This window comes from Sporosarcina sp. FSL K6-1522 (assembly GCF_038622445.1).
Lineage (GTDB): Bacteria > Bacillota > Bacilli > Bacillales_A > Planococcaceae > Sporosarcina.
Genome location: NZ_CP152019.1, coordinates 100,323 through 124,302, shown reverse-complemented (window position 1 = coordinate 124,302; position 23,980 = coordinate 100,323). Strand labels below are relative to the sequence as shown.

Annotated in this window: 24 protein-coding genes and 1 tRNA gene; 14 read left to right on the top strand and 11 right to left on the bottom strand. The window is 43.6% G+C overall.

Annotated features, from left to right (window positions below; translation table 11 throughout):
• Positions 1–67: 67 nt before the first annotated feature.
• Positions 68–967 (top strand): EamA family transporter, encoded by a 900-nt coding sequence (locus MKY34_RS00675; protein WP_342513337.1) that lies wholly within the window; start codon positions 68–70, stop codon positions 965–967.
• Positions 968–1,009: 42 nt separating this feature from the next.
• Here MKY34_RS00675 and MKY34_RS00670 read toward each other — a convergent pair whose 3' ends face one another.
• Genes MKY34_RS00670 through MKY34_RS00655 form a run of 4 tightly spaced genes read right to left on the bottom strand, consistent with a single transcriptional unit; the run spans position 1,010 to position 3,705 of the window.
• Positions 1,010–1,705 (bottom strand): hypothetical protein, encoded by a 696-nt coding sequence (locus MKY34_RS00670; protein ID WP_342513336.1) that lies wholly within the window; start codon positions 1,703–1,705, stop codon positions 1,010–1,012.
• A complete protein-coding gene (locus MKY34_RS00665) occupies positions 1,702–2,445 on the bottom strand; it encodes a hypothetical protein (protein WP_342513335.1) in 744 nt (247 codons plus the stop codon). The genes MKY34_RS00670 and MKY34_RS00665 overlap by 4 nt, the downstream gene beginning before the upstream one ends.
• Positions 2,417–3,325 carry an ABC transporter ATP-binding protein gene (locus MKY34_RS00660; protein WP_342513334.1) on the bottom strand — a complete coding sequence of 303 codons (909 nt, stop codon included), beginning with the start codon at positions 3,323–3,325 and terminating at the stop codon, positions 2,417–2,419. The genes MKY34_RS00665 and MKY34_RS00660 overlap by 29 nt, the downstream gene beginning before the upstream one ends.
• Positions 3,322–3,705, bottom strand: coding sequence for a GntR family transcriptional regulator (locus MKY34_RS00655; RefSeq protein ID WP_342513333.1), 384 nt, complete (start codon positions 3,703–3,705; stop codon positions 3,322–3,324). Before MKY34_RS00655 ends, MKY34_RS00660 begins: the two co-directional genes overlap by 4 nt.
• 212 nt (positions 3,706–3,917) lie before the next feature.
• On the opposite strand from MKY34_RS00655, the gene MKY34_RS00650 reads away from it, so the two are divergent.
• Positions 3,918–5,660: an ABC transporter ATP-binding protein gene (locus MKY34_RS00650; protein WP_342513332.1), complete on the top strand. Its 1,743-nt coding sequence runs from the start codon at positions 3,918–3,920 to the stop codon at positions 5,658–5,660.
• Positions 5,641–7,470, top strand: coding sequence for an ABC transporter ATP-binding protein (locus MKY34_RS00645; protein WP_342513331.1), 1,830 nt, complete (start codon positions 5,641–5,643; stop codon positions 7,468–7,470). Before MKY34_RS00650 ends, MKY34_RS00645 begins: the two co-directional genes overlap by 20 nt.
• A 116-nt stretch (positions 7,471–7,586) precedes the next feature.
• Here MKY34_RS00645 and MKY34_RS00640 read toward each other — a convergent pair whose 3' ends face one another.
• The gene (locus tag MKY34_RS00640) at positions 7,587–8,057 is read right to left on the bottom strand and encodes a YusW family protein (RefSeq protein WP_342513330.1); all 471 of its coding nucleotides are present in this window, start codon (positions 8,055–8,057) and stop codon (positions 7,587–7,589) included.
• Between the two features lie 131 nt (positions 8,058–8,188).
• Positions 8,189–9,208, bottom strand: a complete 1,020-nt coding sequence (locus MKY34_RS00635) for a DUF2804 domain-containing protein (RefSeq protein ID WP_342513329.1) — start codon at positions 9,206–9,208, stop codon at positions 8,189–8,191.
• A gap of 149 nt (positions 9,209–9,357) precedes the next feature.
• Between MKY34_RS00635 and MKY34_RS00630 the strand changes: the two genes are divergently transcribed.
• The 7 genes from MKY34_RS00630 (at position 9,358) to MKY34_RS00600 (ending at position 14,998) form a co-directional block, all read left to right on the top strand.
• Positions 9,358–9,430 (top strand) — tRNA-Ala (locus tag MKY34_RS00630).
• A 340-nt stretch (positions 9,431–9,770) separates the two neighbouring features.
• Positions 9,771–10,589, top strand: coding sequence for a transporter substrate-binding domain-containing protein (locus MKY34_RS00625; protein WP_342513328.1), 819 nt, complete (start codon positions 9,771–9,773; stop codon positions 10,587–10,589).
• A 92-nt stretch (positions 10,590–10,681) separates the two neighbouring features.
• Positions 10,682–11,347 carry an amino acid ABC transporter permease gene (locus MKY34_RS00620; protein WP_342513327.1) on the top strand — a complete coding sequence of 222 codons (666 nt, stop codon included), beginning with the start codon at positions 10,682–10,684 and terminating at the stop codon, positions 11,345–11,347.
• Positions 11,348–11,599: 252 nt separating this feature from the next.
• On the top strand, positions 11,600–12,328 hold the full coding sequence (locus tag MKY34_RS00615) for an amino acid ABC transporter ATP-binding protein (protein WP_342513326.1): 729 nt from the start codon (positions 11,600–11,602) through the stop codon (positions 12,326–12,328).
• 307 nt (positions 12,329–12,635) lie between these two features.
• Positions 12,636–13,154, top strand: a complete 519-nt coding sequence (locus MKY34_RS00610; RefSeq protein ID WP_342513325.1) for a sigma-70 family RNA polymerase sigma factor — start codon at positions 12,636–12,638, stop codon at positions 13,152–13,154.
• On the top strand, positions 13,147–14,454 hold the full coding sequence (locus tag MKY34_RS00605; protein ID WP_342513324.1) for a DUF4179 domain-containing protein: 1,308 nt from the start codon (positions 13,147–13,149) through the stop codon (positions 14,452–14,454). The genes MKY34_RS00610 and MKY34_RS00605 overlap by 8 nt, the downstream gene beginning before the upstream one ends.
• A gap of 58 nt (positions 14,455–14,512) precedes the next feature.
• Complete coding sequence (locus MKY34_RS00600) at positions 14,513–14,998, top strand: amidase domain-containing protein (protein ID WP_342513323.1); 486 nt, start codon at positions 14,513–14,515, stop codon at positions 14,996–14,998.
• Positions 14,999–15,262: 264 nt separating this feature from the next.
• Here MKY34_RS00600 and MKY34_RS00595 read toward each other — a convergent pair whose 3' ends face one another.
• Positions 15,263–16,111, bottom strand: a complete 849-nt coding sequence (locus MKY34_RS00595; protein WP_342513322.1) for a DegV family protein — start codon at positions 16,109–16,111, stop codon at positions 15,263–15,265.
• 167 nt (positions 16,112–16,278) lie between these two features.
• Between MKY34_RS00595 and MKY34_RS00590 the strand changes: the two genes are divergently transcribed.
• The gene (locus tag MKY34_RS00590; protein WP_342513321.1) at positions 16,279–16,860 is read left to right on the top strand and encodes a nitroreductase; all 582 of its coding nucleotides are present in this window, start codon (positions 16,279–16,281) and stop codon (positions 16,858–16,860) included.
• A gap of 101 nt (positions 16,861–16,961) precedes the next feature.
• Here the strand turns inward: MKY34_RS00590 and MKY34_RS00585 are convergent, their stop codons facing one another.
• Positions 16,962–18,359 (bottom strand): dipeptidase, encoded by a 1,398-nt coding sequence (locus MKY34_RS00585; RefSeq protein ID WP_342513320.1) that lies wholly within the window; start codon positions 18,357–18,359, stop codon positions 16,962–16,964.
• Between the two features lie 169 nt (positions 18,360–18,528).
• Between MKY34_RS00585 and MKY34_RS00580 the strand changes: the two genes are divergently transcribed.
• Both MKY34_RS00580 and MKY34_RS00575 read left to right on the top strand, forming a co-directional pair.
• Entirely contained in the window at positions 18,529–19,767 is a 1,239-nt protein-coding gene (locus MKY34_RS00580) for a CNNM domain-containing protein (protein ID WP_342513319.1), read from the top strand.
• A 177-nt stretch (positions 19,768–19,944) separates the two neighbouring features.
• Complete coding sequence (locus MKY34_RS00575) at positions 19,945–20,490, top strand: RNA polymerase sigma factor (RefSeq protein ID WP_342513318.1); 546 nt, start codon at positions 19,945–19,947, stop codon at positions 20,488–20,490.
• Positions 20,491–20,609: 119 nt separating this feature from the next.
• Here MKY34_RS00575 and MKY34_RS00570 read toward each other — a convergent pair whose 3' ends face one another.
• The 3 genes from MKY34_RS00570 to MKY34_RS00560 form a co-directional block, all read right to left on the bottom strand.
• Complete coding sequence (locus tag MKY34_RS00570; protein ID WP_342513317.1) at positions 20,610–21,596, bottom strand: Rpn family recombination-promoting nuclease/putative transposase; 987 nt, start codon at positions 21,594–21,596, stop codon at positions 20,610–20,612.
• Positions 21,597–21,840: 244 nt separating this feature from the next.
• On the bottom strand, positions 21,841–22,026 hold the full coding sequence (locus tag MKY34_RS00565; RefSeq protein ID WP_342513316.1) for an SE1832 family protein: 186 nt from the start codon (positions 22,024–22,026) through the stop codon (positions 21,841–21,843).
• A 24-nt stretch (positions 22,027–22,050) separates the two neighbouring features.
• Positions 22,051–23,118, bottom strand: coding sequence for a hypothetical protein (locus MKY34_RS00560; protein WP_342513315.1), 1,068 nt, complete (start codon positions 23,116–23,118; stop codon positions 22,051–22,053).
• Between the two features lie 285 nt (positions 23,119–23,403).
• On the opposite strand from MKY34_RS00560, the gene MKY34_RS00555 reads away from it, so the two are divergent.
• Positions 23,404–23,967: an NAD(P)H-dependent oxidoreductase gene (locus MKY34_RS00555; protein WP_342513314.1), complete on the top strand. Its 564-nt coding sequence runs from the start codon at positions 23,404–23,406 to the stop codon at positions 23,965–23,967.
• The last annotated feature ends 13 nt before the right edge of the window (positions 23,968–23,980 follow it).

Genomic DNA, 23,980 nt, shown 5'->3' with positions numbered 1-23,980 from the left:
AAGAAAACGACATATGGATACTGTTTCCTCCTGCTTGGGGATAAATGGCTATAAATGGGGGAGAAAAATGGAGAGAATAAAAGGGATTACTATGATTGTCGTAGGGGCGATGTTATGGGGAGCAACGGGACCGATGATGGAGTGGATGCTTGCAAATAGTGCGATATCAGTTCCATTTATGCTCATCATTCGTCTATTGATTGCGGGGACGTTTTTGCTTGTATTTCTGAAAGTAAAAGGTCAAAAAATCACAGCACCTATACGCCAAAAGATATGGGTGCGTCCAATTGTCATATTTGGTATTTTGGGAATGTTAGGTGTTCAATATACATTTGTCTCTTCGATTCAAACGAGTAATGCTGTTATTGCGACGTTATTTCAGTTTCTAGCACCGATTTATATTATCATATTCGTCTCATGGAAACAAAAAGCATATCCACCGACGGCGCAAGTACTTGGTATGGCTGTGACGATTGTCGGGCTATTTTTTCTTCTCACGAATGGCTCATTGTCCGGCTTCGCCTTGAGTCCGGTGGCGGTTCTTTGGGGTGTATTGGTCGGTTTCACCTTTGCATTTTATACGCTATACCCCGTGCGGTTGATGCAGGAATGGGGTGTGCTGTTAGTAGTCGGCTGGGGTATGCTTATCGGCGGTTTTGCGCTTATGCTTATGAATCCGTTAATTATTATAAAGGAAATCCATTATTTATTAGAGTGGGAAATTGCCCTTATGCTTGTTCTAGTGATTATTGTAGGGACGCTTGCATTTGTATTATTCCTCAGCAGTATGACATACATATCTCCAGTAGAAACAAGTATTTTATCGAGTTTTGAGCCGTTAACAGCCATGGTAATTTCGGTCATTTGGTTCGGGCAGGTGCTCGGCATGTGGCAGTTGGCCGGTGGAATTGTTATGCTCATTGGCGTGACGTGGCTATCGGTTGCGGGGAGTAGGGTGGAAACGTAAAAATAGAGAAGGACCGACTCCTACTGGGAATCGGTCCTTTTGTCAATGTCTAACGTATTCGATGAGATTCTCAGATGACGTTTCAATATCGACACCTTCTGGAACGACTAAATAAACGATAGTCGATCTGAATGCAGAACTGCCGAATGAGGAATTTTGGATACTTGTTTTTGTCATTTGGTTAAGGAGTATAGCTTCATGGAACGTGATATATTGAACTTCTGTCAAAGGTTGTTGGGGAATGATGAGTGTGTCATCCTGCCAAATAGGTTTTGCAATCGTCACTTTATCAGAGAAATCGAGATCGTTGACAAAGAACATAGGCTTATAAATCAATTCCTCAATGATGCCATCTTGCTCATTTTTACGCTGTATATAGATATAAGCGCCATCATAATCATTCCGGATTTTGAGCGTGTTTCCTACAGGATGCGTTCGTTTGTCAATCAGCTGCGAATTGTAAGTTTCGCTAATTATCCCAGTACTAAGGGCGTTATCTAGTTTGGTATAATCCGATTCCGTTAATTCGCTTACGGGAGAAAATGATTGATATTGCCGTTCAACAAATTCTGAAATAATGAGCACAGCAAGTAGAAAGACAACATAACCAACAATGACGGCGAAATGGTTTCTTCTACTAAAGCGGATTGTTGTTTTCCGGACAGTCGGTTTATTCCGCCAAAGAAGGAAGTAGAACGTACCAACGATGATAAGGAAAAGAAGTAAGAAAGAGATCATCTTCTCACCTCCAAGCGATTTGTAATAAGAATAGAAGTCGCAAACAATCCAAGAATCGTACTGCTCACCTTCAATAAAAAGACCGTCATGGAATGCTCATGCCAAAAAAATGCGAAAATAGATTGCATGAAAGAAAAGGTTGCCCACGTATTTTCTATGATCGTAAGGGCAATCCACCCTATCACGAATAGCAAAAGGAAAATCTTATTCAGTTGGATAAACATGCCGATGGTATAGCTCACCATAAAGAACAGTAGCGTATAGGCAATGGCTGTCGCAAGTCGTATGAAAAAATCAGATGGAGCTACAAGTAGCCCAGGTGTAGTAACGATGATGTCTTCAAATTGTAGAATGGCATATAATTTTACAACAGAGCCCGTTAAAACAGCAGTTACTCCGCCAATGATGGAAGCTGTTAGCATAAATAAGAAATTGGTTACATGATAGCTCAATCGATTTGACACAAACGTAAAGGATTCGTTGCGTTGTGCTTCAGACGTTAATAAAAAACCTAGAATACACGCCCAAAACAAGGTAGCGGCAACAACAGCATCGTTCGACAAACTTTGTTCATAAAGTTGAAGCGCATCATAACCGTGTGAAAATCCTCCACTGATATTTGTGAACAGGAGGACAACTTGTAAAATAATCAGTGTCGTAAACGCCGCAGCGTTGGCATTCATCTTAAAACGGAATTGTCGGATGACTATGTCAAAGAATTTCGGTTCGGTCAAATACATCATCAATCGCTCCTTTCGATTTGTTGGTTAAAGCGATATAAGCGGCATTCGCTGAAACGGGTGAAATGATTATGCCATCTGCTTTTATGCGGCTGATTTCATCTTCAGTAAATGTATTTTCCACTAGCCATTCAGGATAAGGGCCAAGTGTCTGTTGGCTGATGATATTTTTCTTTTGCACATGGAGAGCCAGCAACTCAGTAGTTCCTTGTAATGAAACGAACATTTCCTGAAGATCAGTGATAGGGCCGTGGAATCGGACAGCTCCATTATGAACAAGCAGTATATCCTCTAGTAGATCCTCGATTTCCTCAATATGATGACTGGATAATAAAATCGTTCTTGGGTGATTCAAATAATCTTTTAATAATGCACGGTAAAAGTCTTTACGTACCGCGGCGTCCATGCCGGTTGTCGGCTCGTCAAAAATCGTCAGTGGACAATGCGCAGCAATTCCGACCACCGCGTTGAAAGTACTCTTTTTCCCTTTCGATAAAAAACGATGCCTTGCATCTTTGTGAAATCCAAAATAACTGATGAGGCGATCAGCGAGTTCTGCGTCCCAATTTGCATAGAAGCGTTGACATTCATGTAAAATATCTTGCAAAGTCATGGCATCAGGAAAGTTCATCGCATCGTCGATGAAAATCATATTGGCTGATACTTTCAAGTTATTAAAGGGCTTTTCTCCGAAAACTTGCACAGACCCGGAAGATTCTCTTAGAAAACCCGCAATCATTTTCAACAGTGTTGTCTTGCCAACCCCATTCCTACCAATAATACCCGTTAACACGCCTTCTTCAATTGAAAAGTTCATATCATTTAACACTCGGCGAGCCCCGTATGTTTTTGTCACATGATTAAATTCAATCACCGTCACGATTCCTTCCCCCTTTTTCGTGCGCGCTCTGTTGCAATCATTGCTAGTAAATGCTGTTCATCGACGCCAAGCAGTGTAGCTTCATTTAGCAATTCTTGAATCAGCCTTCGTAACGTTTCTTCCTTGCGTTTTGCCAATAATTTGTCACGTGCATCTGGTGCGACAAACATCCCGAGGCCGCGCCGCTTATACACCATTTCAGCTTCAAGCAATAATGTCAGCCCCTTTCCAGCAGTTGCGGGATTAATATTGAACAGCTCCGCCAACTGGTATTGTGAATAAACTTTTTCGTCGGGCAGAAGGGTTCCATCGATAATTTCTGTTTCAATCCACTCTGCAATTTGTACGTAAATCGGTTTCGAACCGTCTATGTCGAGCATTCGCGTCACCTCCTAAATATTAGTGCATTACTGTTGTAATGTACTATATGTCATTTAGTTATAAAATGCAACTGTTGTAATGCTGAATCCTCCTCAATCCGAAATATCCTATAATTCAGTCTGGTTGCCTATACATGCCCCCGAGCGCTATGGCATAATGGGGACTATTAGTGATTAATTCGTATAACGAAGGGGTTTTGGAGGGTCAAACAATGAAAACAATTTTATCTTATGCGAAGCCCTATAAATGGCCGATTGTCGTTGCGTTAAGTTTGATGTTGTTGGAATTGGCGGTGGAGCTCATTCAGCCATTGCTCATCAAAAAAATTATCGATGATGGTATTCTGGCCGGGGATGAGGGGGTGATTTGGACATGGGGTGGCGTTATGATGGCGTTGGCATTCGTTGCACTCTTTTCGGGCGTGACGAATTCTTATTTTGCTGCGCATGTTGCACAAAGCTTCTCGTTTGATTTGCGGCAGGCGCTTTTTCGGCAAGTGCAGGCATTTTCGATGTCAACATTTCTACGCTTTCCGACATCAGGTCTGATTACGCGTTTAACGAGTGATGTGACGATGGTGCAAAACATTCTCTTCATGGGATTGCGCATCATGATGCGTGCACCATTGCTCGTCATTGGTAGCTTAATCATGGCGTTCTTCGTCAATGTCAAACTGGCATTATGGCTAGTAATTGGCGCACCGTTGCTATTTTTCTTCCTTTATTTTATGACGAGGAAAGGGGTCCACTATTTTGCGCGTGTTCAGCAGCGATTGGATCGCGTGAACCGGGTTATTCAGGAGAATTTGCAAGCTGTTCGGCTCATTAAGGCGTATTTACGGGGGACATATGAAGCGAGTCGTTTCTCGAACGTATCCGATTTATTGCGAAAAGATACGGTGAAGGCGATGCGTATGATGGAGTTGATTTTACCGGTATTGTTACTCGTGATGAATGGTAGTCTCATGGCTGTTTTGTGGTTTGGCGCTGTTGAGGTGCGCGGTGACGGTGCGCAAGTTGGAGAACTTGTGGCTATCGTCAACTATGCCATGCGTATGACTGGGGCGTTTTCGATGTTTTCCTTTATCATCGTGGTATTTTCCCGTGCAAAAGCCTCTGCGGAACGGATGGAGGAAGTATTGCTGGCGAATGAAAACTTGGAAGTCCATACGATCGAAAGTTCAGGGCTTGACCAGCTAGCAGGGGATTTGCGGTTTGAGCATGTATCGTTCAGCTATCCTGGAAAGCCTGTACCGATTCTCGATGACGTGTCGTTTCATGTGGTAGCGGGAGAGAAGCTTGCCATAATGGGGGCGACGGGATCTGGGAAGTCGACGCTATTGAATTTAATTCCACGGATGTTTGAAGCGACTGCTGGCGACATTTATGTTAGCGGTACGGAAGTGAAGGAATGGACGTTAAAAGAGTTGCGTGACACGATTGGCCTTGTGCCGCAACAGTCGATGTTATTCACAGGATCGATTATGGAAAACTTAGCGTGGGGCGATATAGAGGCACATGTCGATGATTTGGAACTGGCGGCGAAAAAGGCACAAATTCACGAATCCATCGATTTATTCCCACAAAAGTATGAAACACGGGTAGGACAGAAAGGCGTCAACTTATCGGGCGGGCAGAAACAGCGTCTGTCCATTGCACGTGCACTTGTACGCAAGCCGTCCTTTCTTATTCTCGATGATAGTACGAGTGCGCTCGATGTGAAAACGGAAACGGCTTTATGGGATGCACTTGAAGGTGAAGCTGCGACGATGCTCGTTGTGACGCAAAAAATTCGGACGGCACAAGGGGCGGACAAAATCCTTCTATTAGATGAAGGAAAAGTCGTCGGTTATGGAACACATGATGAGTTGATGGAGCAGTCCGCACTCTATCGGAAAATTGCGGAATCCCAATCGGAAGAGGAGGGGATAGCTGATGCTACACAGAATCCGTAAACCGTTTGGTTATGAGCCGATTATTACGAAAGAAGATTTGAAAGGGGCAAAGAAGAAGAAGGGGGCACGTGCGAGCGACTGGAAATCGGTGCTGTACCGAATTTGGAAACTAGTCGATGAACAGCGTGGATTACTTATTACGGTGCTAGCACTGGTATTGGTTAGCTCTGCACTCGCATTGCTCGGTCCCTTATTGATTGGGAAAATCATTGACGATTATATTATTCCTATGCAGTTTGCTGGGCTTGGTCAGCAAATTGGCTTGCTAATCGCGATTTACATCGGGTTATCATCCGCGACGTATTTTCAAAGTTTTTGGATGGTCGGCATTGCCCAGCAAACGATTTACCGATTGCGGACAAGCTTGTTTGCCCATCTTCAAAAATTACCGGTATCCTTTTTCGATAAACGACAGCATGGAGAACTGATGAGTCGGGTGACGAATGATATTGAAAACGTCAGTCAGACGTTGAATTCTTCCTTTATTCAAGTTTTTTCAAGCGTGTTGACACTAACGGGTACACTGGCGGTCATGCTATATTTAAGTCCGTTGTTGACGCTGCTCACGATGATGATTGTTCCGGTGATGTTTATCGCGATGCGCTGGATTACACGTCGGACGGCGCCACTATTTAAAGAGCAACAGCGAGCGATTGGTGCATTGAACGGTATGATTGAAGAGACAATTTCCGGTCAGCGTGTTGTCAAAGCCTTTTCGCAAGAAGCGCGTGTATTGGAAGAGTTTGCGGAGAAAAGCGAAAGGCTTCGGAAATCAGGCTTTTGGGCGTTGACGTATTCAGGCTTTATCCCGAAAGTGATGAATATGTTGAACAACGCAAGCTTTGCGATTGTGGCTGGTGTGGGAGGTTTGCTAGCGTTAAAAGGGGATGGCGCCGTGACGATTGGAACGATTGTCATATTCTCGGAATTTGCGCGGCAGTTCACGCGGCCATTGAATGATCTTGCGAATCAGTTCAACACGGTGCTGTCAGCAATTGCAGGTGCAGAGCGAGTATTTAACATTATGGACGAGCCGGTTGAGGAAGACGCGGCAAATGAACATATTGATAAAAGATTACGAGGCGATGTGGAGTTTCGGAATGTATCATTCGGTTATACAGTCGAAACGGATGGCTACACGATTGACGGTGTGTCATTTCATGTGAAAGCAGGGCAGACGGCGGCCTTTGTGGGGGCGACAGGTGCAGGGAAAACGACGATTATGCAGTTGCTCGCGCGATTTTACGAAGCAGATCAAGGGCAAATTTTGATAGATGGTATTCCGATTCATGAACTACCGCGAAAAACATTGCGTAGTCAGACAGCCTTCGTTTTACAAGATCCGTTTCTCTTTGAAGCGACCGTTCGTGAGAATATCCGTTACGGCAAACTCGATGCGACGGATGAAGAAGTGGTGGAAGCTGCGAAGAAAGCCAATGCGCATAGCTTCATTAGTCGTTTGGAAAATGGTTATGATACGGTGCTAACAGCAGATGGCGGCGAAATTTCACAGGGACAAAAACAGTTGCTGTCCATTGCGAGGGCGCTTGTGGCAGATCCAGTCCTTTTACTTCTCGATGAAGCTACGAGTAGCATTGATACGGTTACGGAACTGCAAATCCAGGAAGCGCTTGATCGTTTGATGGCGGATAGAACGAGCTTTGTCATTGCGCATAGGCTAAATACTGTGCGGAAAGCGGATACCGTTTATGTAATGGCACATGGTGAGCTCATTGAGTCGGGAAGCCAAGAGGACTTGATTGCGCAGCGAGGGGTTTATTACACGATGTTGGCGGAGTCGAAGGTTTAGTTATACTCAATAAAAAGAGGCTACATGGGGGAATCGTCCACCTGTAGCCTCTTTCGTATTGACGTCCGGACTCCAGCGCCTGTCGCCCCTAAACAGGCGTTTGCGCTTTTGTTCAGTTATTGGGTGTCTTCGATATCGAGAAGGGTACCATCGTCAAAATGGACTTCAAGATCGAACTTGGAGTACGTATCTAGCTGATACCATCCCAAGATTTTATCGATTACTTCCTGTTGGGGTGTATCTTTTGTCAGTAGAATTTTTTTGAAAAGCTTGTCCAGTTCGGTGATTGCTTGAGTGTTTTTCAACTGGACATTGGTTAATTTATTTTCGTATTCGGCATCTGCAAGTTTTGTCACATCATAATCCGCTTCGATGGCATCTTTTTGGTCGACATCGATTTCAAGACTAAATTCCGTGAAGCCATAGCCATCTCCCGTTTCGATGGAGCCCCCAGCTTTTTCATCTTCATGAATAATTGTTGCATCCTCTCGACTCGGCTTATCGGCATTTTTTCCGAAGTTACCACATCCGCTCAGTGCTAAAATGCCAATTAAGACGAGAAATCCTGCTAGCGTTATTTTCTTCAAAGAAACACAACCTTTCATAGTAGCCTTTATCATTATTTTGCCTAAAAATCCGTACATTAAACAAAAAGTTGTAGTGGAATAAAATACCGTGCGGAAAAATCACCTATAATGTGCAATATCAATCCGTTCCCTTACCATTTTGCAAGATGTTCTTCTGTGCAACCGAGCATTTGTCGGATGTACAAAATCGAGCCGTCATGAAGTTGAACCCTTCCATTAAAATAACCGACAAGCTGATGGACCTCAGTGCGAACAATTTTGACGTTTGTGAGCGAGACACGCTTAAAGAAGGGGGTAAAGGTGATATCAATCGTATCCGAGAATTTCGTGCGGATTTTCCAAGGCTTCATAAAGTTTTTTGGATCGTAGGTAAAAAGTACATCTTCATGAATTTTCGTCATAACTCCATCGATAAAGACCGCATTTTCAGTCATTCCTGTACCATCCGTCCATTTGCCTCCAAAGTTTAGACCAATTCGTCGCCCACCTAGACGCTGGGATGCCATCGCCCAGTTCCACTCGGCTTTGCGCGGCCACACGCCCCGTCCGTAATCGAGTACGGCGAAACTATAATCGGGATTGAAATCATAGCGCTTGTTGCCAATCTTAACAAAGCCAGACGTGGGCAATGAATGATGCTTCGCCGTAAATTGAAAGATTTCGCGGCTTTTTGGAATGACGACGTTTAAGGATTCGTCATGTGGCGGGTGCACAATATGCAAATCCGCATGGAGCACTTCATTGTCAAAGTCTTGTATGGTCACAGATAGATGTGTTTCGCCTTGTATATGTACAAGCTGAACAGTCAAGCTATCATTGATAAATTTGACGCTGTCGAGAACGCCCTCAGGCATTTTGACATTGCGTCCAATTGGAATCGTAATTTGTTTCTCATAAAATCGTTGCGTTTCGTAATCCAAAATATAGACAAAACAAACAGCCGCATAGTCGAGATGGCTGATTGTTGCTGAAAATAGAAGGTCTTCTCCATACACACACCAATAATTCCACTTCTTCTTTCGCATGAAATGGCCCGTCAAGTTGCTCTGGATGAAAGGCTGCCGTGCAAAGCCGATTGCTTCCGGATTCAATAGCCCTTTGCTGTCACAAAGCGCAACGGGTCCGATAATTTCTCTTTCTGCATGCTGCATCGAATCGTCCCCCCGCCTATTGTCTTTTTTGAAACTTATTGTTATACTTTTCATTGTACCAAATATTTGGGGCATTGGCTCAGCTGGAAGGATAAGCGAGCTGAATGCACGGCTCAAATAGAAAACGTCATGCTCTATGCATGATATACGGGGAATTAGCTCAGCTGGGAGAGTGCTTGCGTGGCACGCAAGAGGTCGCCGGTTCGAACCCGGTATTCTCCATACGGAAAGTGCTTCGATTTATTTCGAAGCACTTTTTCTGTTTTTCAAAGGTGGGAGCTAGGCCATCGTAGTTTTGAAAGTATCCAATTGATGCGGATGCTTTTTTTATTTTAACCAAAAGTATAAATATGCATTTACACGAATACTTATAACTGCTATAGTACTACTTATCCTTATATTTAAATGATAGAAATGATGTTTACACAACAGCGGTCTATCCAGAAGTACAGCAGTATGAATAGTCTTTCAACTCATATAGACAGATGAAACGGATTACTTTATACTAAATGGTACTGGTGTATGAATGTTTAGTTAATTTAGAAAAAGGAGATGGAGAGAGATGAAGAAATCGCTATTGGCTATGTTGCTAGTAATGGTACTTGTCATTGCAGGTTGTAGTAATGATGCTGCGGGTCCTTCGACGGACGACTCGACATTACAAAATGTCTTGAAAAAGAAAAAAATCGTATTTGGTGTTGCACCGGGATACTTCCCGTTCCAAATGAGCGCTGGTAAAGGTGAATTTATCGGTTATGACATCGATATTATGAAGAAAATGGGAGAAGAGTTAGGGGTAGATGTCGAGTTTAAACAATTCGTATTTGATGGCCTTATTTCGGCAGTGCAAACAGGAGAAGTCGATGTAGTTGTTGCGGGCGTAACGATTACGGGGAGCCGTGCGTTAGCTGTTAGTTTGTCGGACCCTTATTTTAAAACAGGTCAAGCGATGATGGTTCCAGCAGGAGATACATCGACAAAGTCATGGGAAGACCTTGATGTTAAAGGGAAGAAAATTGCGGTAGGTATTGGAACGACAGGATCGTTGTTAGCGAAGGACATCTTTAAAAATGCAGAAGTGTTGGACTTCGATGATTTCCCGCTTGCAGCAACAGCAGTAGTACAAGGACATGCAGATGCGGTTGTTTATGATGAGCCGGCTATCGCTGTTTGGAATTTGCAAAATGAAGGTCAAGTTCGACAGGTTGAGGGCTTAATTTCAGTCGAGAACTTAGGAATTGTTGTGAAGAAAAATGATTTTGAAACACTTCAGTGGATTAACTCATTTTTAGATAGCTATATTGATAGCCCGCAAGAATTGGCTTCACGTGCGGAGTGGTTTGAAACAGGTGATTGGTTGAATAAAGTCGTAGAAGACTAACGGCTTTTGTTGTCTAGCTATAGCGCCTAGGGGCTCGGGTCATAAGCCCCTACCAGGCGCTTGTGCTTTTCATATGGTGAGGAGGAATTCGGATGGGCGGTTATCAATATGACTGGAGTGTCATCCCTGAGAATATAGATGTGTTTATTTACGGTGCGCTGAAAACGCTGGAAATTTCGGCAATCGCGCTTCTTCTTGCAATCCCGCTCGGTGTAATTATCGGCTTGGGTCGCATTTCAAGAAATAAATTGATCCGATTTATATCTTCTGCATATGTAGAAGTCATGCGTGGTGTTCCATTACTTGTCTTGCTATTTTGGATACTTTTCGTTCTCGGTCAATTTATCAAACTGGGTTCGTATTGGGGATCAATTGTCGGTCTTGCTACGTTCTCAGCTGCATTCATTGCGGAAATTGTACGTGCAGGTATACAAGGGGTTGCAGCGGGGCAGATGGAAGCAGCGCGGTCATCGGGTATGTCTCATGTACAGGCAATGCGCTATATTGTCTTGCCACAAGCGTTCCGACGCGTTTTACCACCGTTGGCATCGCAATTTATCATCCTGATTAAAGATTCGTCACTCGTCTCGGTCATTGCGGCGACGGATCTTACGCTTAACGCAAAAAATCTCGTCTCCTCAACGTTTAAGCCGCTCGAAATATGGACGTTTGTCGCTGTGGTCTACTTAGTTATGACATTCAGCCTGTCGCTCATTATTCGCTATTTCGAAAAGCGGTTGTTGGCGAGTGAGAAATGAGTTAAACTTGCTTCAGCAGAAATTCGTCATTTTTATAAGTGATGGAATGGATACAAAGTCGCCATTTAATGGGGTTCAAACTCCCTGTAGCTGACGCTTCGCTTTCAGTACAAATACATTTGCTGAATCAAGTTAAGCCTCTGGCGGATGCCACAGATTTTTTAGGGGGATTAGTCGAGCAGGCTCGATTAAAATCTGGGCGCAAATACGCCGAGGCGTATTTGATGTTGTTGTGAAGGAGTGTTGTTTTTTATGATTACCATTAAACAGGTCAATAAATCATTTGGCGATCATCATGTATTGACAGATGTCTCGCTTGAAGTACCTAAATCCAATGTCATCGCAGTCATTGGACCGAGTGGCGCGGGGAAATCGACATTGATTCGAACGATCAATGCTTTGGAACCGATCGATAACGGTGAAATTATAGTGGATGGCATTTCGATTCACGATAAGAAGACGGATATTAATAAAGCGCGTATGAATATTGGTTTTGTGTTTCAAAACTTTAACTTGTACCCGTTTTTGACAGCACTACAAAATGTCACGTTGGCACCGATTAAAGTCAAAGGGATGAGCAAGGAAGCAGCGGAGAAGCGAGGCAAAGAATTATTGGAGTCTCTCGGATTGGGCGATAAATTCGATGCCTATCCTGGCCGACTTTCGGGTGGACAACAGCAGCGTGTAGCCATTGCGCGAGCGCTTGCCATGGACCCGCAAATCATGCTGTTTGATGAACCTACATCGGCACTCGATCCAGAAATGGTAACGGAAGTGCTTGATGCGATTCGTAAGCTGGCGCATGAAGGGATGACAATGGTCGTCGTCACGCATGAAATGGGCTTTGCGAAAGAAATTTGTGATGAAATTGTTTTTATGGCGGAAGGTAAAATCGTCGAGATTGCGCCGCCATCGAAATTCTTTACTAACCCGGATTCCGAGCGCGCGAAGAACTTTTTATCGAAAGTGTTGCATCATTGAGATTGAATGGAAAGAAGTGCTAGTCCTCGTGTAGAGGCTGGCACTTTTTTTATTTTTATCTAGCAGACGACTCCAACCCTTATAGGTAGTGGGATGAATTCGGTTTTTTTACTGTTTAAGGGGTGTTCAAATGCCAGCTGAATAAAAATAAAGCCTCCGGCGGATGTCGCAGATTTTTTAGGGGAGTTAATCGAGCGAACTCGATTCAAAATCTGGACACAATTACGCCAAGGCGTAATTGATTTAAATGAACTTTTTCCGTTCTCGTGTGTCTAATGAATAACTAGGGTTGAAATGGGGTGACGTTGTGAATGAGCATGAGCTTGCAAAACGGGCAGTTCAACGTGATACGCAAGCCTTTTTAGAGATTATCCAGCTGTATAAAGAAACACTTTATCGAACGGCATTTGCCTTTTTGAAAAATGAGCATGATGCCATTGAAGCGGTGCAAGAGGTGACGGTACGGGCCTATAATAAAATTCATACTGTCAAAGAACCGGACTATTTAAAAACATGGCTCGTCCGCATTATGATGAATTACTGTCAGGATCAATTACGAAAGAATAAGCGTTATACGTCGAGTGAGGGGCTTCAGGAGCTTGGCACGCATCCGAATTTTACACATCTTGAAATCGAAGAAGCGCTGGCAATATTGCCGGAGACGGAACAGCGCTTAATTCATCTGATGTATTTTCAAGATACCAAAATCAAAGACATTGCCGTCATCGAAAATATTCCTGAAGGCACAGTTAAGTCCAGGCTTCATAAAACATTGCGGACCTTACGAAATTTTCTCTCAGAGAAAGGGGATGTGGACCATGTTTGACAATGAAGAAAAGCAATTACGTGAAATGAAGTCGGAACTGGACAAATTGCCGATTCCGACAGAGCAGTTGAACGACGCGATTCAGCAAGGCGTGCTGGTCGCTGATGCAAAGTGGCGAACCAAGCGCCGAAAACGCCGGAAATCATTATGGATGACTGTGGCGGCAGCTGTTTTGTTACTTGCATTTGTCACGTCCATTCGCGTGTCACCTGCTTTTGCCAACGCAGTCGCTTCGATTCCGGGAATGGGGAAACTGGTGGAATATATTCAATTTGACAAAGGGTTACAGGGGGTTATGGACAACGAGTATTACCAGTCGATTCATGCGAGTCAGACGAAGGATGATATGACGTTGACGATAGATGGTGTCATTCTGGATGAAAGTGGAATTGTCATAGCCTATACATTGGAAGCGCCTTATTCTATTGAGGATTTGGATTATAAGGACATCAAACTTTATCATAATGGTGAAGAAATGCCACCTGGCATGATGTCCTATAATAATCCCGATCAAAAGCATCCCAATCGAAGAGAAGACTTGATCCAAATTGTATTCGGAGAGAAGCCTTCCTTGAAGGGGCAAGACTTTGTATTAGAGCTTCAATTAAAGGGGGCGAAAGAAACGGTTTTCTCTCTTCCTTTCACATTGCCGAAAGAAGTGAAGAAAGGTAAGGTTTTTGTACTCGATAAAGAGATAGAAGTGGAAAATCAAAAAATGACGATTCAAGAAGTGACCATATATCCACTGCGCGTGGAAGTGAAAGTGGCTTTTGATGAATCAAACACAATGGAAATCCTATATCTTGAAGATTTACGCATAGAAGATGACAGGGGAGAGGTGTGGAGTAGTACTCGAAATGGGGTTATTGGGCAAGGCGGCAGTGCTTTTTATTTGGAAAGCAATTACTTTAAACGACCTGAAAAGCTATATCTTAAATTGAATAAAATACAGGCGATACTGAAAGATGAGTCGTATCTGCTTGTGGATCTTCAGAAAAAGGAGGTTCTCAAACAGCCAAGCGATGGAAAGTTCGAAGTGACGACCATGACGTCGAGTATGCTGGAAGGGCGGATTCGAGAGGAAGTGATTGAGTCAGAGCGCGGATATTTCATATTTTCCGCAGCAGAAGACGCCGATGGGAATGATGTTGGCTATGCCTCGCAAGGCAATTGGAACTACGAAGGGTATGAGAATTATAATATCAAATTTGAAAAACAGCCATACAAAAACCCGATACGTATCAATTTCTCTGCCTATCCAAATTATATCAATGGAGATATTTCCATTGAGCTTAAGTAATCGTCGATGTATGCCTTCCTCTTCCCATTCATAAAATGTAGGGAGGAGGGGTCTGATTATGTACAACAGGGAAGCGGCTGTTCGCTATGCGAATACGTGGTGGAACAGCCGCAATCCGGCATTTCCATCGTTCGATGTGGATTGTACGAACTTTGTTTCGCAATGTTTGTTGGCAGGCGGAGCACCGATGCATGGCTATCCAAATCGTGAACGCGGATGGTGGTTGCAAGGGGGGACTTGGAGTTTTAGCTGGTCTGTTTCTCATTCACTACGTTGGTATTTCGCGGGTTCAAAGAAGGGATTGACGGCGACACAAGTGTCATCAGCCGAACAGTTAGGATTAGGGGATGTGATCTTCTATGACTTCGAAGGCGACGGTCGCTTTGATCATTCGACAATCGTTACTGCAAAGGTAGAGGGAGTACCCTATGTCAACGCGCATACATTCGACGCGCAACATCGACTGTGGGATTACAAAGATTCATACATGTTCTCGCCCAATGCTAAGTATGTCTTTTTTAAGATTAATGATGAAATTTCATGACTACATGAGGGATTCGCGCAAAGGCGAGTGTGAACCGATCAAAGTTGTCGTCGAAGCGCGCAATGCCGGGCGCGAACCGATCAAAGTCGCCGTTGAAGCACGCAATGCCGAGCACGAACCGATCAAAGCCGTCGTCGAAGCGGGCAATGCCGAGCGCGAACCGATCAAAGCCGATGTCGAAGCGCGCATAATAGCGTCATATCCACAAAAAAGCAGTCCTTCTTCTATCAAAGAGGGACTGCTTTTTCACACCTATTCATCGTGTCAATCAAACCACAACACAGCGAGCGTTCCTTCTCCCGCATGGACAGCGAGAACGGAGCTAATATCTCCGATTTCTACTTCGAGACCAGGTACTTGCTCGACAATCAAATTTTTTAAATGCACTGCTTGATCTAGAACATTGCCATGCATTAGATAGATTTTCCGTCGGCCTGCATGGTGTCCTTCTGCAACTTTATCCACCAAGTATTGCAACGCCTTTTTCTCGGAGCGTACTTTATCAATTGCTTCTAACGTACCCTCTTTCGAAATTTGCACAATGGGCTTTACTTTCAACAGACTACCAAGGAAAAATTGGACGCCGCTCATTCTGCCACCCTTATATAGTTGGTCAAGCTGACCGATTAAAATGAAGTTATGTACCGTGCCTGCCATTTTTTCAAGCTGGGTTTTAATTTCTGGCACACTTGCGCCATTGTCATACATCTCCATCCCTTTTTCGATTAAACCAGTCGCCCCATAGGAGAGGGACAACGAGTCGATAAATGTGACAGGGAATCCCGCAAGTTCAGCACCTGCCGTAGAAGAAGCAAGCGTTCCGCTTAAATTATTGGACAAATGAACAGCAATCGCTTGTTCATATTGTTCTGCAATAACCTTGAAGTGTTCTGCAAATTCCCCTGCAGAAGGCTGTGATGTTTTAGGGAATTCCTCGCTTTTTTTTATTTTAGCGTATAGTTGTTCGTATGTGAGATCCACGCCATCGACAAATTGTTTTTCACCGAAATGTATATTTAGGGGGACGGAGAAGAAGTCTGGATGTTGTTTGAGTTCTTCAGAAATATAGGCAGTACTGTCTACAATCCACGCAATAGGCTTTTTACTCGTCAAATTGATCAATCCTTATCCATGTTTTTTTCTCTAGTATTACTATACCACGAAAAGTAATTGAGGTGTATTCAGAAGATTAGTAGAAATGTGGTAGTTTAGTGGGGAAGTATCAACAGATCTACAATTGAGGTATAATGGTTGTAGTATGGCGTAAAGGGGATATGAAGATGAAGGCACAAGCTTTGTCCGTAAGAGATGCGATTGTTTCGCGTCGTTCGATAAAAAACTTTAATGGTCAGCCGGTTGATCCGGAAAATATTGCAGAAATTCTTGAGGATGCTGCATGGGCACCAAACCATGGCAACCGTAATCCATGGCGCTTCGTTGTCGCAGCGGATAAGGAATATGTAAAGTTTCTTGAGGTGTTGCGCGAGTATGGTGTGCCAAAATGGAAAGAGTTAGACGAAGAAGAATTAGCGAAACAGATGAAAAAATTCACGGGACCAGGGGCGGTTGCATTTGTTATCGTTCCAGAGGATGCACGTCAAAAAGAGCGTCTGGAAGACTATGCAGCTGCGAGTATGTTTATCCAAAACATTCACCTTCTTGCGTGGGACAAAGGCATTGGCTCATGCTGGAAAACGCCTGGTTTCCTCGACAATCCGAAATTCCGAGACGCGCTTGGTATTCAACAAGGCGAGCGTATCATCAGCATGTTGCAATTCGGTTATTTCGATGAAATTCCGAAAGCTCGTCCACGGAAACCATTGGATGAAATCGTGACGTATTACGGTAGAGAAGAAGAGTGATGATTAAAGCGCCAAGATTGCATAGAACCATGCGTCTTGGTGCTTTTTTTCAATAGGCGTATAAAAAAACGGACCCTCGCAAAGAGAGTCCGGCAACGCAATCATTTCCTCAATTCATCCTTCGTAAATCCTGCGATTTCATAATAGTAATCTCCAATGACACGCAATCCTTGGTCAAAATTTTCCAAGTGAAAGTGTTCGTTCGGTGCGTGGAAGTTTTCGGATGACAACCCGAAGCCCATTAGAACGACAGGAAGCTCAAGTATTTCATCAAACGCAGCGACGATAGGAATTGAGCCGCCGCCACGTGTGTAGGCAGTTGGCACGTGATACACTTTTTCGTAGGAACGTCCTGCTGCTTGAATAGCAGGGTGATCAAATGGGGTGATGAATGGTTTTCCTTTGTCGAATTCCGTAACGGTTACCGTGACACCTGCTGGTTGGTGTTTAGCAATATGGGCTTTCAACTTCCCGACGATTTCATCTGGATCTTGGTCGGGGACGAGGCGGCATGTAATTTTCGCACCGGCTTCTGCAGGTAATACGGTTTTAATGCCTTCGCCTGAAAAGCCGCCGAAGATGCCATTCACCTCAAGTGTTGGACGAGCCCATGTACGTTCAAGATGCGTGAAACCTTTTTCACCGAATAGCTCGGTAACGCCGACTTCTTCTTTTAACGCTTCCTCGTCAAAGCCAAGAGCTTGGTACGCTCCACGTTCTTCGTCCGTTAGTTGGCGGACATTGTCGTAAAAGCCCTCGATAGCAATGGTCCCTTCCTGATCACGGAAAGAAGCCAGCACTTCTGCCAGTGCATGAATCGGATTTTGTACTCCGCCGCCGTATAAGCCGGAATGCAGGTCACCTTTTGCACCTTGCACATCGATTTGTACGCCACATAATCCGCGTAAACCATAGCACACGGCTGGCTGTCCAGGTCCTTGCATACCTGTATCGGAAATAACGATTACATCAGCTGCAAGTTTTTCTTTGTTGGCTTCGATATAACTCTCCATATTCGGGCTACCGATTTCCTCTTCGCCCTCAATTATGAACTTGACGTTAACAGGCAGTGTACCTGTTTTCTGCATAAGTGCTTCAACGGCTTTTATATGCATAAATACTTGTCCTTTATCATCACTGGCGCCACGGGCAAACAATTTATTGTCACGTATTTCAGGCTCGAAAGGAGCGCTTTCCCATAGATGCAAAGGATCTATAGGTTGGACATCATAATGCCCGTAAACGAGAATTGTTGGCTGTCCTTCCGCATGGAGCCAGTCGCCGTAAACAACGGGATACCCTGCCGTTTCATCAATCGATAGATTTTCAAGACCTGCTGTTTTAAAAGCTTCGACTAACCACTCCGCCGCTTTTTGCATATCCTCTTTATGTTCGGATAAAGAGCTGATGCTTGGAATACGAAGAAATGTTTTTAATTGTTCAAGATGTGTTTCTCGGTGTTGCTGAAAATACTCGTCAAGTGCTAGTAATTGAGTCAATACAATCCCTCGTTTCAAATAATTTCGTCAATGGAAATAGTATAACAGATGACGAGGGAGTGAAGTAAGCGAGACGGACGGAAAGCGGGAGGATATGCTATAATGAGTGAAAGTTGGTAATTGCATGAATTTTATTGTTGCACGAATTTGATTTTGGGAGGAACCGCCTTTGTTTATCGCACTTGGCTTCTTTTTATTTGTGTCATTTTTCCTTTCGGGAAGTGAAACGGCACTAACGGCAGTAAATAGGATGAAGGTCCAGTTTCGAGCAGATCAGGGAGATAAGCAGGCCATTCGACTGCAGCACTTGATATCGAAACCGGACCGTATGATTACCGCGATTTTAATCGGCAATAATATCGCGAATATAATGATGCCAACACTTGTGACAATGATTGCGATTGACAAAGGCCTCAGCGTAGGGATTTGGACTGGAATATTAACAATCGTTATTATTGTTTTTGGTGAAGTATTGCCGAAAACCATTGCGGCGACATTTTCAGATCGAGTCGCGTATGCTGTGGCACCAACGATTACCCTTTTTGTAAAAGTATTGACACCGCTTACAGCTGTGCTGGCGACGTTCACGAATATTTTTATTCGCATTATTTCAAAAGGAACGGTGAAGGAAGCGAAGTTGACGAAGGATGATTTACGATCATTGGTGGACATTGCTTCTATAGAAGGGACGTTTGAGCAGGAGGAATCGAACCGTTTGAAAGAGGTCATCGATTTTCCAGAGAAAGACGTATCGGATGTCCTTGAGACACATCGGACGGATGTTGTTGGCTTGCCGATTGAAGCGACATATGAAGAGGTGCGAGACACCATTTTAGAGTATTATTATACACGTTATCCCGTGTATGAGGATAGCATGGATACGATTGTTGGCATGTTTTATTCGAAAATGTTTATCGAATGGTCGATGCATCCAGAGAAAACCCTGGGTGAGCTAATTGACCGCGAACCGTTATATGTTGTGCAGTCTGCGAGCGTGGAAAAAGTATTCAAGATGATGCTGGCGCAGAAGAAACATATGGCCATTGTTTTGGATGAATATGGTGGAACGCTTGGTGTTATCACGCATGAGGATATTATTGAAGAGATGATTGGGCAAGACATCGAGGATGAGACGGATATTGACGAAGAAACGCTCGTCTATGCGCACACCGATAATCGTTTGGTCTGTCATGGTCGACTTGAAATTGTGGAGGCGATGGGGCTACTTGGCATTGAATTGCCAACTGACCACGATACACTTGGTGGATTCGTCTTGCAAGAGCTGGGTCATGTGCCTGAGCCGGGTGAACGATTTACATATGAAAATCTACGTTTTATCATTAAAGAGATGGAGCGCAATCGCATTATTCGTATGGCGATTACGGTTCGAGAAGAAGAGAGTCTATAGAAATAAGTTTGTCCCCGAAGCCTAGAATAGGAGCTTTGGGGATATTTTTATGGATTCATTCACAGAAAGTTCACGATGCCTTACACGTTTGTAAGTAACTTGAAAGAGAATACGATGGTTTGAAAGGTAGGAATTGCAGATAATAGAGTCAACAGATAGCAGACGGAGGCGTTACATATGAAAATGAATCTAAATGGGTTATACGAAGAGTATGACCGTTACATATATCATCTATGTCTTAAATTGACACGCAACAAAGAAGAAGCAGAGGATCTTATGCAAGATGTGTGGTTGAAAGTTGTACGCTACAGTGGACGCATGGACAGCGTTGACCATATGAAAGCATGGTTAACAACGATTTGTATGAATACATTCCGCGATCGTTACCGCAAAGACGTTAGAAGAAGCAAGCATGTGATGAATCAACCGGATACGCTCGATGTACCGATTCTCGATCTCGTACCAAGTGATAATTTAACGCCAGCGGAATTGCTAGAGCAAAATGATATTCAATCGCTTGTACAACAAAAAATTAGCGAATTAGACGGCATCTACCGAAAAACGATTGAGTATTTCTATGTACATCAATATTCGCTTATTGAAATCTCGGAAGTTATGAAAGTATCGATAGGAACTGTAAAGTCTCGCTTGTTCCGTGCGAAAAAATATTTGAAGGAACTAATGATGGACGACAATGCAGTGCGTGAGTATGTTATCGCCTAAGGTGAAATGGAGATCACTACGTACAAGATAGTGATTATAATAAAAAGGGTTGTTCTTTTAGCTGGTAGGTATCCAACTGGAAGAACAGCTCTTTTTACAACTTTTTACAAATGGATCTGTTATTGAAGTGTTTCTCTCAGTTGTTCAATCTTTTCTTGTTTCAAATGTGTTACTTCCGCAATTACGTCAACTGGCAATTCTTTTTTCAGCATCTCTAGTACGACTTTTGTTACGCCCTGCTCAATCCCTTGTTCTAATCCCTTAGCTTTTCCTTCTTCAACCCAATCTTCCTTTATCCTTGCGAAAACCGCTTCCATCGTTGGAGACCATTCCCCATTATCAAATTGTACCACGTCATTAACCTCCTTTTGTATAATCGGAATAAGTGTGTTATTTAACTTTCGAGATAAATCTTCTGGTAGTCGTAATAAATAATCAATAAAATAGAAAATCGCTTGAATTTCTGCCCCAGGATATGGTTTATTTCTAATCATTTCCCGCATCAATTTCATCTTAAACACATAACGTTTGTCCATATCATTCTTCGTGTCATGCATATATTTCGCAGCGAGGATGACTTTACTAAATAGCTTGTCTGACTGCTCTAATTCTGCATAATTATAATCCACTAGCTTACTAGTAGTATACGCATAATGAAGCTCCGTGCCAAAATAATTGTAGCGGAATTCGGTTGGGAACTTACTGCGATATGGTGATGTCATCAAGGCTAACGCAACAAGTTCTTTATCATATTGATCATAAATGCGGTAAAAGTACTGAAACATGCGCTTGGCGAAGTCTTTCCCATTATCACTTTGAACTTCTATGTGGACTAAAATCCACTTTTCCTCGCCACCTTTGAGGTGTACTTTCACTAATTGATCGGTTGATCGTCGTCCTGTTTTGTCCTTGATAATTTCTTGAAAAAGTTCCTGCTGTAAAAATTCCGTCTCGATTGAAAAGTCGACTTGTGCATGCAACTCTGGTGAGAAAAACAGCAAAAAATCTTCAAACAATTCCCTGATGACCTTTTTCCATAAACCATCCTGATCTACTGGTTCAATCTTATACTCGGCTGGTTTCTCCCATACTAATGCCGTCACCATACGTATTCAACACCCCTATTGTACTTGTTTTCCTGTTAGCTCAACTTTATGGGGTTTCCAAATAAAAGTAAACTATCGTAAATGTATACACACTTCCATAACGCCGTTTTATTTGAGAAAAGGGGGTAAATATGAGATTTAATTGAGAAAAATACCCTGAATATTTATGTTGGCTAGGTGGGTACCTCGTGCTCGAATCTAGTAATAAAAAAGGCTATCCCACTCATTGGGATAGCCTTTTCAATCATTCAAATGTTGCCAATTGTTGATTGAGTTCTGCTAGTTTTTCTTCCATCGTCGCTAGGCGCAGTTCGGCCTTTTTGACGAAGCTGGCATTGCCTGTCGATTCTAGTTTCTCAATATCACCTTGCAAATTGACATAATCCATTTTCAGTTCAGCGATTGCTGACTCTACTTGACGTTTATTCATAGGGGAAACACCTCGCATTTTCCCTTAGTGTAGCACATCAGATGGTTCTTTTCCTGCCTGTTTACCTAGTTTGCGTTTCGGGTATTCCAAACAGTATCGAATGGCTTCACATACCGCATCTTTTCCGTCGCCAAGCCCGAGGGCAGTTTGTCTAGCAATGGCTTTTTTGCGCAGAGGCTCGTGCAATAGGGGTTCCATAACAGCATTGAGTAGACTCGACTGTTTTATTTTCCGACCGAGTCCGAGATGGATGAAGCCGTGATGTTCTTTTGGAAAGGCGAGCCCGAGCTCAAAATCGTTTTGTGCAAGTACGACGCAAGGAATGCCCATCACAGCCACCTCGTATGGCATATAGCCGGATGCACATAAAATAACGTCTGCGGATGCATAGAGTTCCGCAAGATTATGCGGATGTTCCAATACGGTTGTATTGCGTCTGCCAAGCGCCATCATACGGAGTGTACCTGTATCGTGACGATAGCGTTCGCCCACGAGGACCGTCACTTTCAGCGGTATTTGCAGTTGCATGACATGTCGCAACGCACGGTACGTTAGGTTCCCGGCATCGTCATCTCCGAAAGAAATAACGAGATGGGGAAGGGGGGAGAGCCGATCCCGACGTAACCCAATTTGTTTGAGGGAAGCAACTTCCTCATCTGCGAAAAAACTTTCTGGTCCAACGACATAGTGATCTGGCACTTTGTCATTGGACTCGGCATACAATGTTTGAAATACCAAATCGGCCCCTTTTCCGCCGTCGCCAAAATCATCGAAATGAACAATAGAGGGGACGAGTTGACGAATTTTTTCGACCTCCTCCTGCGAAGTAGAGCCACTATCACGTAACAACAAGTCGGGTTTGAGTGTTAACAGAGCTTTGGACAGTGACGAACTGCCGCTACCGATTGCTTGGGTGTTGAATCCGTCGGGCGCAGTAGGTGAATCATCTCCGCATAAAAATACAATATTGGCCTCTTCTTTCAGCGTATTGGCAATCATAGCCGCTCGACGTGCGGGGTATGTCCCTTTTCCGTCCGACCGAGAAACATGAATCGCAATTGTTTTCTTTTCTTGTCCGTCTATTGGAATCACCCTTTCATGTACCGTATAGATAAACTCTCTTTACACCGTATGTGAAAAAAACATAGAGTATGAACAGCAGGCAAAACCGATGATTCCAGGTGAAGCCCCTCTGTCGGCAAAATGATTTAGATAGAAGAGTGATGCGCATAGGCATTCGGAGGCCTAGCGGTAGGTTTGAAGACATCTCAAATTTGAATAAAATAAGAAAAAATGGTTGTCCGAGCCAGGTTTCGAGCCGGCAACCATTTTTTTTGGTACGATGGATTAGATTATGAGGGACGAGGGGGATTTGCATTGAAAGTTTTGTTTGTGGACGGGACCATTATCGGCAGCAAAACAGGCGTGGTTCTTGAAGTAGTGCAGCAATATATCGAAGAAACCGGTTGCGGATTTGAACTGGAATTGTTGAATTTCGCAGATTACACACATCAGATTGTTGATGGTCGCCCGTTAGGTGAATACAATGATGATATGCAGCAGCTTGTCAAAAAATTTGAAGAGGCAGACGGTTATATTATAGCGTCGCCCATCTTCCAAGGGTCCATCCCAGGTGTGTTGAAAAACGCATTTGATATGTTACACCCGCACACGATGCGTTACAAACCGGTATCGATCGTTGCAAATGGCGGTACATACCAGCATCACCTAGTCATCGAAAACCAGCTGAAACCCATTTTGGACTACTTCCGCTGTCTCGTGACACCGAACTATGTCTATACACATATGAGTCATTTCGATAAAGATAACACGATTATCGACGACGACGTACACAATCGCCTACGCGAGCTCGCAAGGGTCTTCGTAAAGTATGCGGAAATGAGTCAAGATTTGTCTAAAGACGCTTTGGATGAAAATTAAAAATGCCCTCACA

Bases quoted from the DNA above. Each gene is read 5' to 3' on its own strand.
- MKY34_RS00615 (WP_342513326.1), top strand. From the start codon at position 11,600: ATGATTACCATTAAACAGGTCAATAAATCATTTGGCGATCATCATGTA.
- MKY34_RS00570 (WP_342513317.1), bottom strand. From the start codon at position 21,596: ATGGTGACGGCATTAGTATGGGAGAAACCAGCCGAGTATAAGATTGAA.
- MKY34_RS00645 (WP_342513331.1), top strand. From the start codon at position 5,641: ATGCTACACAGAATCCGTAAACCGTTTGGTTATGAGCCGATTATTACG.
- MKY34_RS00675 (WP_342513337.1), top strand. From the start codon at position 68: ATGGAGAGAATAAAAGGGATTACTATGATTGTCGTAGGGGCGATGTTA.
- MKY34_RS00565 (WP_342513316.1), bottom strand. From the start codon at position 22,026: ATGAATAAACGTCAAGTAGAGTCAGCAATCGCTGAACTGAAAATGGAT.
- MKY34_RS00575 (WP_342513318.1), top strand. From the start codon at position 19,945: ATGAAAATGAATCTAAATGGGTTATACGAAGAGTATGACCGTTACATA.
- MKY34_RS00655 (WP_342513333.1), bottom strand. From the start codon at position 3,705: ATGCTCGACATAGACGGTTCGAAACCGATTTACGTACAAATTGCAGAG.
- MKY34_RS00670 (WP_342513336.1), bottom strand. From the start codon at position 1,705: ATGATCTCTTTCTTACTTCTTTTCCTTATCATCGTTGGTACGTTCTAC.
- MKY34_RS00605 (WP_342513324.1), top strand. From the start codon at position 13,147: ATGTTTGACAATGAAGAAAAGCAATTACGTGAAATGAAGTCGGAACTG.
- MKY34_RS00620 (WP_342513327.1), top strand. From the start codon at position 10,682: ATGGGCGGTTATCAATATGACTGGAGTGTCATCCCTGAGAATATAGAT.
- MKY34_RS00600 (WP_342513323.1), top strand. From the start codon at position 14,513: ATGTACAACAGGGAAGCGGCTGTTCGCTATGCGAATACGTGGTGGAAC.
- MKY34_RS00635 (WP_342513329.1), bottom strand. From the start codon at position 9,208: ATGCAGCATGCAGAAAGAGAAATTATCGGACCCGTTGCGCTTTGTGAC.
- MKY34_RS00650 (WP_342513332.1), top strand. From the start codon at position 3,918: ATGAAAACAATTTTATCTTATGCGAAGCCCTATAAATGGCCGATTGTC.
- MKY34_RS00625 (WP_342513328.1), top strand. From the start codon at position 9,771: ATGAAGAAATCGCTATTGGCTATGTTGCTAGTAATGGTACTTGTCATT.
- MKY34_RS00665 (WP_342513335.1), bottom strand. From the start codon at position 2,445: ATGTATTTGACCGAACCGAAATTCTTTGACATAGTCATCCGACAATTC.
- MKY34_RS00590 (WP_342513321.1), top strand. From the start codon at position 16,279: ATGAAGGCACAAGCTTTGTCCGTAAGAGATGCGATTGTTTCGCGTCGT.